14 protein-coding genes are annotated in these 7,316 nt (G+C 68.1%); 3 read left to right on the top strand and 11 right to left on the bottom strand.

All coding sequences use genetic code 11. The annotated features are described in order from the left end of the window. The 6 genes from Q0L11_RS21750 to Q0L11_RS21725 form a co-directional block, all read right to left on the bottom strand. The coding region (locus tag Q0L11_RS21750) for a sigma-70 family RNA polymerase sigma factor (RefSeq protein WP_296600072.1) at positions 1–543 on the bottom strand (543 nt) is incomplete at its 3' end. Positions 544–567: 24 nt separating this feature from the next. Then, entirely contained in the window at positions 568–951 is a 384-nt protein-coding gene (locus tag Q0L11_RS21745; protein WP_296600070.1) for a DUF6249 domain-containing protein, read from the bottom strand. A 100-nt stretch (positions 952–1,051) separates the two neighbouring features. Next, positions 1,052–1,360, bottom strand: a complete 309-nt coding sequence (locus Q0L11_RS21740) for a hypothetical protein (RefSeq protein ID WP_296600069.1) — start codon at positions 1,358–1,360, stop codon at positions 1,052–1,054. Beyond that, positions 1,347–1,859: an RNA polymerase sigma factor gene (locus Q0L11_RS21735; RefSeq protein WP_296600067.1), complete on the bottom strand. Its 513-nt coding sequence runs from the start codon at positions 1,857–1,859 to the stop codon at positions 1,347–1,349. Before Q0L11_RS21735 ends, Q0L11_RS21740 begins: the two co-directional genes overlap by 14 nt. Positions 1,860–1,882: 23 nt before the next feature. After that, positions 1,883–2,338: a hypothetical protein gene (locus tag Q0L11_RS21730; protein WP_296600065.1), complete on the bottom strand. Its 456-nt coding sequence runs from the start codon at positions 2,336–2,338 to the stop codon at positions 1,883–1,885. Positions 2,339–2,437: 99 nt separating this feature from the next. Further along, complete coding sequence (locus tag Q0L11_RS21725) at positions 2,438–2,785, bottom strand: ArsC family reductase (protein ID WP_296600063.1); 348 nt, start codon at positions 2,783–2,785, stop codon at positions 2,438–2,440. 12 nt (positions 2,786–2,797) lie between these two features. On the opposite strand from Q0L11_RS21725, the gene Q0L11_RS21720 reads away from it, so the two are divergent. Then, a complete protein-coding gene (locus Q0L11_RS21720) occupies positions 2,798–3,052 on the top strand; it encodes a DUF2164 domain-containing protein (protein ID WP_296600061.1) in 255 nt (84 codons plus the stop codon). Here Q0L11_RS21720 and Q0L11_RS21715 read toward each other — a convergent pair. After that, on the bottom strand, positions 3,042–3,587 hold the full coding sequence (locus Q0L11_RS21715; RefSeq protein WP_296600060.1) for a 2'-5' RNA ligase family protein: 546 nt from the start codon (positions 3,585–3,587) through the stop codon (positions 3,042–3,044). The two genes, Q0L11_RS21720 and Q0L11_RS21715, sit on opposite strands and share 11 nt — an antisense overlap. A 101-nt stretch (positions 3,588–3,688) precedes the next feature. On the opposite strand from Q0L11_RS21715, the gene Q0L11_RS21710 reads away from it, so the two are divergent. After that, positions 3,689–4,078, top strand: a complete 390-nt coding sequence (locus Q0L11_RS21710; protein ID WP_296600057.1) for a DUF3597 family protein — start codon at positions 3,689–3,691, stop codon at positions 4,076–4,078. Between the two features lie 3 nt (positions 4,079–4,081). On the opposite strand, the gene Q0L11_RS21705 is transcribed toward Q0L11_RS21710, so the two are convergent. The 3 genes from Q0L11_RS21705 to Q0L11_RS21695 are packed head-to-tail and all read right to left on the bottom strand — an operon-like array spanning position 4,082 to position 5,643. Beyond that, on the bottom strand, positions 4,082–4,954 hold the full coding sequence (locus Q0L11_RS21705; protein WP_296600055.1) for a DNA/RNA non-specific endonuclease: 873 nt from the start codon (positions 4,952–4,954) through the stop codon (positions 4,082–4,084). Further along, positions 4,951–5,292: a hypothetical protein gene (locus Q0L11_RS21700; RefSeq protein ID WP_296600053.1), complete on the bottom strand. Its 342-nt coding sequence runs from the start codon at positions 5,290–5,292 to the stop codon at positions 4,951–4,953. The genes Q0L11_RS21705 and Q0L11_RS21700 overlap by 4 nt, the downstream gene beginning before the upstream one ends. Then, positions 5,293–5,643, bottom strand: coding sequence for a hypothetical protein (locus Q0L11_RS21695; protein WP_296600052.1), 351 nt, complete (start codon positions 5,641–5,643; stop codon positions 5,293–5,295). It abuts the gene before it with no gap. A 187-nt stretch (positions 5,644–5,830) separates the two neighbouring features. Between Q0L11_RS21695 and msrA the strand changes: the two genes are divergently transcribed. After that, on the top strand, positions 5,831–6,343 hold the full coding sequence (gene msrA, locus Q0L11_RS21690) for a peptide-methionine (S)-S-oxide reductase MsrA (RefSeq protein ID WP_296600050.1): 513 nt from the start codon (positions 5,831–5,833) through the stop codon (positions 6,341–6,343). Positions 6,344–6,347: 4 nt separating this feature from the next. Here msrA and Q0L11_RS21685 read toward each other — a convergent pair whose 3' ends face one another. Continuing rightward, positions 6,348–7,121, bottom strand: coding sequence for an SDR family NAD(P)-dependent oxidoreductase (locus tag Q0L11_RS21685; RefSeq protein ID WP_296600049.1), 774 nt, complete (start codon positions 7,119–7,121; stop codon positions 6,348–6,350). Positions 7,122–7,316: the final 195 nt, after the last annotated feature.

The raw sequence follows: 7,316 nt of genomic DNA, 5'->3' as shown, positions 1-7,316 counted from the left end.
CGGCGCCAGTCGCGCTCGGAGCTTCTCCAGACCACGTTTGACATGGGACTTGACCGTTCCAAGCGGCAGATTCAAGGCGTCCGCCGCTTCCCCGTGTGACAGGCCCGCGCCGTAACACATCGACACGCACAGCCGTTCCGCCGGCGAGAGCCCTCGCAGGGCCTCGTCCAGGTCGAGACGATGGTCGGCGTCGCCCACGGTCGCGTCGGCTTCCTCGACGCTCCCCTCGGCGGCGATGGCGCTGAGCCGCTTCTCGCGCTGCAGCCGGCGCAGGTAGAGCCTGGCTGCGATCTTCTTCACCCAGCCCGCGAAGGTCCCCTCCCCCCGGAACTCGGCGATCCGCTCGAACGCCGCCAGGAACGCGTCCTGGGCCACGTCGTCGGACTCGGCCGCCTGGGCGCCCATCCGGCGCAGCAGGTGGCGTATGCTGGAGCCATGACGACGCACCAGCTCCCCGAAGGCGCGCCGCTCACCGGCCGCCGCGTACGAGCAGAGCTCGACGTCGTGCAGGCTGGCGAAGCTCGATGAGTTGACGCCCGACATGGGCTTCATTCCCCCGTTGCGGCCTCAGGGCTTCTTCTTGTTGAGCAGGCCGAGCGCGATGAACGCCAAGCCGATGAAGGTGGGGAACGTGGCCAGGCCCAGGAACGGGAACAGGACGTCCGGCTCCTCGAAGCTGATCACCAGGCCAAGGGCCGCGAAGCCGACGCCGACGACCAGCCAGATGATCCCGGTCCGCAGGTCGCGCTGCGGCGACGGCGGCAGGCCGGGGTTGCGGACGTTGCTCGACATGGCGTCGATCACCTCCGGCGGCAGGGGCTGGCCCTTTTCGATGGCGACGCGCAGCGTCTCGGCCATCTTCTGGCGCTCCTGGCTCTTGAAATAGCGCGGCGCGATGAAGATGGCCGCGATCATCGCGAAGAACGCGATGGGGACGAGGATCCCTTCCATTGTTGTTTTCTCCTCTCCAAGTCGATGGACGGGAACGGCCCGTCTCTGACCCTAAGAGACCCGGCGCCCCGTCCGCAGATGCAACAGCGAGGATGAAACCTTATCCATGATTCCGCCGCGCCGCCGGGATGCGTCCGTCCAGCAGCATGACGGCGCCGATGGCCAGCGTCGCACAGGCGCCCAGCGGCGCCAGGCCTTGCGCCAGCACCGGCCAGACAGGCGCCAGCCGCGGCCAGGCGAGCCACAGGGCGAAGCCGCAACCGACCGCCAGCGCCGCGATCAGCGCCATGTCGGCCACGAAGCGACGCCGGGCCAGCTCCTCCATCACCGCCGTCGAAAACACCGGATCGCGGGCCGGCGGCTCGTCTTCGGCAAACAGGGCCTTCAGCCGAGAATCAGCGTCCGTCATCCGAACCTCCCAACGCTTCGAGGAGCCGCGCGCGGCCCCGCGTGACATGCGACTTCACTGTGCCCAGCGGCAGGCCCAGCGCTTCGGCGGCCTCCGCGTGGCTGAAATCCGCCGCCAGGCACAACGCCACACAGGCGCGCTGGTCCGGCGGCAACTCGGACAGGGCGGCTTCGAGCGTCAGCCGCTCGTCGCTCATGGCCCCGCTTGATGGCGGTTTTTCGGCCTCCCATGCCTTCTCCCTTGCGCGACTGCGACCGGCGGAGCGGAGGGCCGTGAGATGTTTGTTGTAGCCGATGCCGCAAAGCCAGGCGCGGACGCTGGCGCCCGCCTCCAGCTTGCCGATCCGCTCCCACGCCGACAGGAACGTCTCCTGCGCAAGGTCGTCGGCCTGCGCCCAGTTCCCGCAGGTCCGCCGCAGGAAGGCGCGAAGGGCCTGCTGGTGGCGTTCCACGAGGCGGGCGAACGCGCTGGCCGAGCCTCGCCTGGCGGCCTCGACCAACTCGACGTCGAGCCCTTCGGGGCTCATCGGCCCCGAAACGCCGAGGAGAAGATCGCCAGCACCAGATGGCCGGCCGCCACGCAGGTCATGATGATCGCCACCAGCCGAAACGGCCAGTCGATGCCCGGCAGGTCGGCATATTCCGACGCCAGCCAGAAGCCGCCGGCCACCGCGCCGGTGACGATCGCGGTCCGCCACGCCCAGTACGGGCCCTGGCGCCAGTAGCGGCGGTAGTACCGGCGCGGATAGCGGCCGTACCGATCGTAGGGCGCGTAGGCCGACTCCTCGTCCTCTTCCTCATCGCGGGCCAGCGCCTTGATGAGTTCGGGCGGCGGGTCCTTCCCCGCATCGGTGTAGCTGCGCAGGATCTGTAGCCGGTCCTGGCTCTTGCGATAGGCCAGCCAGCGGTCGAAGCCGGCGGCGAGGAAGAAGCCGATCGGGAAGATCAGCCACCAGAAACTGAAGACGAAGTGTTCCATCGAAAGGGCTCCAGGCGACGCGCCGAGGCCCTCCGCGGCGCGCTTTCGTCCCTTAGTCGCCGCCGGCCCCCCGATCGGATGCAGGCTCCCGGAATATGATCAGTTCGAGAGCGCCGCGTAGGTTTCGGGCTTGAAGCCGACGTAGAGTTTGCCGCCGTGGCTGAGCACCGGCCGCTTGATCATGGACGGCTGGGCCAGCATGAGCTCTACGGCCTTCGCTTCGTCCAGCCCCTGCTTGTCGGCGTCCGGCAGCTTCTTGAAGGTGGTTCCGGCCCGGTTGAGCAGGACTTCCCAACCGAGCTGGCGCACCCAGCCCTCCAGGGTGGCGCGGTCGAGCCCCGCCTTCTTGTAGTCGTGGAAGTCGTAGGCGACGCCGGCGCCGTCGAGGAAGGTCCAGGCCTTCTTCATCGTGTCGCAGTTGCGGATGCCGTACAGCGTCGTCGCCATCAGAGGTTCCCTATGTCCACGATCGAGCTTCCGAAAGAGACCCGCGACGCCCTTGCCGCCGCGATGAGCCGCTATCTGAAGGACGAGCTCGACCTGGAAGTGGCCGGATTCGACGCCGTCTTCCTCACCGACTTCGTCACCGAGCGTTTCGGCCCCTACTTCTACAACCAGGGCCTCGCCGACGCCCAGGCCGTGCTGTCGAAGAAGCTGGACGACCTGGGCGAGGCCATCCTGTCGCTTGAGAAGCGTACGACGCTCACGCGGTGAGCGGCAGCCGGCCCATCACCTCGTGGCGGCCCTCGCCGTGGACCGAGTGGATGAGGACGACTTCGGTCGCAGTCCAGCGGACCGGCTCGACCGGAGTCTCGGGAACCTCCGTACGGTCGTAGATCAGGGTCATGTGCGGCGTGAACTCGGGCTCGCGGCGCGGCGCCATGTCGGCGCGCCACAACGCCTTGTGGATCTCGGAAAAGAGCGCGTGGACGCCGATGACGCCCTCGTCGCCCCATAGGACCACGCAGGGCGGGTCGGCGCCGCCCCACGTGGCGATGCGGTTGAACTCCACCACGAAGGGGGCGACCGCCACGTCGGCGATGGCCTCCATCACCTTCTCGAACACCGGAGTCGGCGGGCGCTTGAAATCCCCGATCCCGGCCAGGGAAACGTGCACGCGGTTCGGCGCGGTAGGTTTGGCGCTCATCCGCCGGCGCTGGGGCAAGGCGTCCAGCCGAGCCAGCGCTTCGACGGCGGCCTCGGGGGTCGGCTGCAGGGCCAGATAGACGACGTGCTTGCCACGAACCATGCGCCCCCATGCCCTGCCCAGGGTGCCAAGCCAAGCGTCCTCGGCATCCGGAACCTGCGCCGGCAGGCGGTGTTCCTGCGAAAGCACGCGAAGGAGCCGCCATGAGCCGCCTGCAACGGATCGCAGCCAGGGTCTTCCACGGAGATACGGGCCTCGCGTCTCGCGAATGGGCGTCGGCGGCCAAGTTCGGCGACCACCAGCCCCCGCCGTACGAGCGCACCGCCATGGCGCCGCCCGCCGACGTGGCGCTCGTCCTCGCGGCCCGCGCCGAGCGCGAGGGCCTGGGCGACGCGTGGCGGCGGTCGCTGGAGGGGTTGCTCGCCCTGCTTGGGATCGAGGACTCGGCGCGGGGGCGACAGGCCCTCGCGGGCGAGCTCAATATCGACGCAGGCGAACCCGGAACCTCGCGGCACGACGCGGCGCTCTACGAGGCCCTGATGCAGCGCCTGGCCGAGAACGGCGCCGTCGCGCCGGAGAGCTTCTTCAAATAGCGCCTACTCGCTGACGCTGGTGCAGCCCTGGTCGTGGCCCCAGACGATCCCGCGCGGGGTTTCGAGTTGGTTCTGCCTGCGGCGGGTCAGCGCCGGGAAGAAGTCGATGCCGGTCTCGTCCTCGATCTCGCTGATCGGCACGACAAAGCTCTGCAGGTCCGACTTCTTGTGCTTGCTGTTCTGCAGGCGAAAGCCCACAGCCCGGCCGGCGCGCACGTCGTAGACGATCTTATAGTAGGCCTCCGGGACGACGATCTTACGTGCGGAAATCGTCTTGGCGGAGTCGCCGTAGACGGGCCCCGTCATGACGATTACGTCGTCGTGGCCGCCGCACAGCACCCACGCGCGCACCGCCTCCTCGAGATACTTCCATTGTCCCCGGTTGAAACCGATGCCCACCTGCGGGGACATGTTGGACATGTAGAAGCTCTCATTCATCACCTGCTGGTCGAAGCGGGAGTCCGCGGCGGGCGCCTGGTGGCCCCGATCGAAGCCGCTGCCGGTATAGTCGTCCGCCACCGGGCTCACGCCACCTAGGATGGGGTCGGCCAGGAACCGGTTGCTGCGCACGGCCGATCCCTTCAACGCCTCGGGCGTGAGCCGCTCGATCACCCACGAGGGGTTCAGGGTGCGAACGTCGAACGACAGCGCATAGCCGCGGCGGCAGATCACCCGGGCGAATTGGTCGGCACGGGCCTCCTCGGAACGCAGTAGCGGTACGCCGATCGCATTGAAGCGGGCGAGGCAGGCCAGCAATTGTCTCGGGTCCTGGGCCGCGGGCTGGGGCGCCGACGGCGCCTGGGCTCCGGCGGGGCCCACCAGGACCGCGAGTGCGATGACCGCGACCGCCGCCCGGAGGCCGGCGGCGCGGATCATTGGCCGTCCTCCGGCGGCGGCGCCTTCTTCGCGCTGGTGGAGATGCCCTTGGAGACCACATAGCTGCCGCCGCTGAGGCCGAGCAGGATCAGCACGTTGTTCGGCAGATCGACGAACGTGCCGCTCTCGATCGAGAGCAGCAGGAAGACGCCGGCCACCACGAAGGTGAACACCAGGAATTGGAAGCGGGACAGGCTGGCCTTGCCGTCCTCCTGGATCAGGCCCTCCAGGTCGATGTCGTTCCGGAAGATCTTCCAGAGCACAAGCAGCGCCATGCCGAGGATCACGAAGGTGATACCCCCGCCGATGATCATCGCGAGATCGTGCCACGTCTCCATTCAACCGCCCCCTAGGCTGTTTCGGCTGACCTTGCCGCCGAGATAGATGGCCTGACTTCCGGCCACGATGGTGAGAAGCGAATCCGGCGCTTCCGGGAGTTCCTTGATGGCGAGCGCATGCTGCCAGCCATCGGCGCAGATGATCGCGTAGGCCACCGCGCCGCCGAGCATCGACAGCAGCATCTGAAGCCGGTCGAGCTGGAGGCCGTCGCCCAGGTGTGTGGCGAGCATGCCGCGCAGGTGATCGTCGACGATCAGAACCCGCCAGCCGACCAGGACAGCGAGCACGAGAAGCCACAGCTCGAGACCGGCCTGCCCGGCGCCAGCCAATTGCTGCAAACTGATCGGCAAGTCCGATGTCACAGCGCCTTCCCCCGAAGGACGAGGCGCAAAACTTGAACCTCGTTACGCGGAATCGCAACCCACAATCTTCGTGAGAAAAGTCACACCACCACAGCGCGATCTACATCAGGGCGAACGGTTCAATTCCCGGCCACGTCTTCCTATATCGGCGGGGTCGAATTCGAAGGAGCCCGTCATGACCGCCAAGACCGAGACCGCCATCCTCGCCGGAGGCTGCTTCTGGGGCGTCCAGGACCTGCTGCGGCGCTATCCGGGGGTGCTGAAGACTCGCGTGGGCTATTCCGGCGGCGACGTGCCGAACGCCACCTACCGCAACCACGGGACCCACGCCGAGGCGATCGAGATCGTCTTCGACCCCGACGCGATCTCGTTCCGCCAGCTTCTGGAATTCTTCTTCCAGATCCACGACCCGACCACTGTCAATCGCCAGGGCAACGATATCGGGACCAGCTATCGCTCCGCGATCTTCTACACGAACGAGGAACAGAAGCGGGTGGCGCTGGACACCATCGCAGACGTGGACGCCTCGGGGCTGTGGCCCGGCAAGGTGGTGACCGAGGTGACCGCGGCAGGCCCCTTCTGGGAGGCGGAGCCGGAGCACCAGGACTACCTGGAGCGGATCCCGAACGGCTACACCTGCCACTTCATCCGGCCGAACTGGAAGCTGCCGGTGCGGGCGACGGCGTAGGCCTTCAGCGCCCGCCCTGCCCGTCGTCGACGCGGATAACCGTCCCGGTGACCGCCTCGGACGCCGGGCCCACCAGGTAGAGCAGGGTCGAGTCGAGCTGGGCGGGATCGCCGAGACGCTTGCGCGGGAAGTGCTGGGTCATGTCGCCGACCCGGCTCAGCATTCCGTCCATCATCTCGGAGGCGAAGGCGCCCGGCGCGATGGCGTTGACGTTGATGTTGTAGCGGGACCATTCGACCGCCAGCACCTCGGCACTACGCGCCACGGCGGCCTTGCTGACCGAATAGAGCGCCGCCCCGCCGCCCGAGTAGCTGAACGCCGCCACCGAGGCGATGTTGACGATCCGGCCAGGCTTGCCGGCGTCGATCAGCCGGCGGGCCACTTCGCAGGCCAGGATGAAGGGGGCGCGGACATTGACGTCCAGCACCCGGTCGATCAGCTCCAAAGGCATCTTGTGGGCGCGCTGGGCGTCGGGAATCCCGGCGTTGTTCACCAGGATCGTGACGAGCCCGAGCTCGGCCTCGGCCTTGGCGACGGCGGCCACGAGCTGGTCGGCGTCGGTGGCGTCCATCTCGATGGGCAGCGCGACGCCGCCCGCGGCGCGGATCTCCTCAGCCAGGGCCTGCAGCTTGTCGAGCCGGCGGGCGGCGATGGCCACCTTGGCCCCCTGGCTCGCCAGCACCCTGGCGAAACGATAGCCCAGCCCCGACGAGGCGCCGGTGACGAGCGCGACCTGACCGCTGAGGTCGGTCGACGCATTGGGCAGCGGAAACGACATGGCGAACTCCTCCCGGCGCGCCCCATGCTCGCCGGCGTTGACCCGGCGGGAGTCCAGAGCTGTCGACAGGTAGTTTCGCCGGCCGCGACGCGCTTCCGGCGCCCCCCAATGGAACCGAAATCAAGCTGAGCCGTTCGTAGCGTTGCGTCCGAAAGGGGGGCGCGTCCCAATTTTGCGTGCCGGCGCGCGCCTAAA

The sequence above is a fragment of the Phenylobacterium sp. genome (genome assembly GCF_024508875.1).
Lineage (GTDB): Bacteria > Pseudomonadota > Alphaproteobacteria > Caulobacterales > Caulobacteraceae > Phenylobacterium.
This window is presented reverse-complemented; position numbering and strand designations above follow the sequence as displayed.

Excerpts from the sequence above, each read along its gene's own strand:
- Q0L11_RS21725 (WP_296600063.1), bottom strand. The coding sequence starts at position 2,785 with ATGGCGACGACGCTGTACGGCATCCGCAACTGCGACACGATGAAGAAG.
- Q0L11_RS21685 (WP_296600049.1), bottom strand. The coding sequence starts at position 7,121 with ATGTCGTTTCCGCTGCCCAATGCGTCGACCGACCTCAGCGGTCAGGTC.
- Q0L11_RS21740 (WP_296600069.1), bottom strand. The coding sequence starts at position 1,360 with ATGACGGACGCTGATTCTCGGCTGAAGGCCCTGTTTGCCGAAGACGAG.
- Q0L11_RS21700 (WP_296600053.1), bottom strand. The coding sequence starts at position 5,292 with ATGGAGACGTGGCACGATCTCGCGATGATCATCGGCGGGGGTATCACC.
- Q0L11_RS21705 (WP_296600055.1), bottom strand. The coding sequence starts at position 4,954 with ATGATCCGCGCCGCCGGCCTCCGGGCGGCGGTCGCGGTCATCGCACTC.
- Q0L11_RS21745 (WP_296600070.1), bottom strand. The coding sequence starts at position 951 with ATGGAAGGGATCCTCGTCCCCATCGCGTTCTTCGCGATGATCGCGGCC.
- Q0L11_RS21710 (WP_296600057.1), top strand. The coding sequence starts at position 3,689 with ATGAGCCGCCTGCAACGGATCGCAGCCAGGGTCTTCCACGGAGATACG.
- Q0L11_RS21720 (WP_296600061.1), top strand. The coding sequence starts at position 2,798 with ATGTCCACGATCGAGCTTCCGAAAGAGACCCGCGACGCCCTTGCCGCC.
- msrA (WP_296600050.1), top strand. The coding sequence starts at position 5,831 with ATGACCGCCAAGACCGAGACCGCCATCCTCGCCGGAGGCTGCTTCTGG.
- Q0L11_RS21715 (WP_296600060.1), bottom strand. The coding sequence starts at position 3,587 with ATGGTTCGTGGCAAGCACGTCGTCTATCTGGCCCTGCAGCCGACCCCC.
- Q0L11_RS21730 (WP_296600065.1), bottom strand. The coding sequence starts at position 2,338 with ATGGAACACTTCGTCTTCAGTTTCTGGTGGCTGATCTTCCCGATCGGC.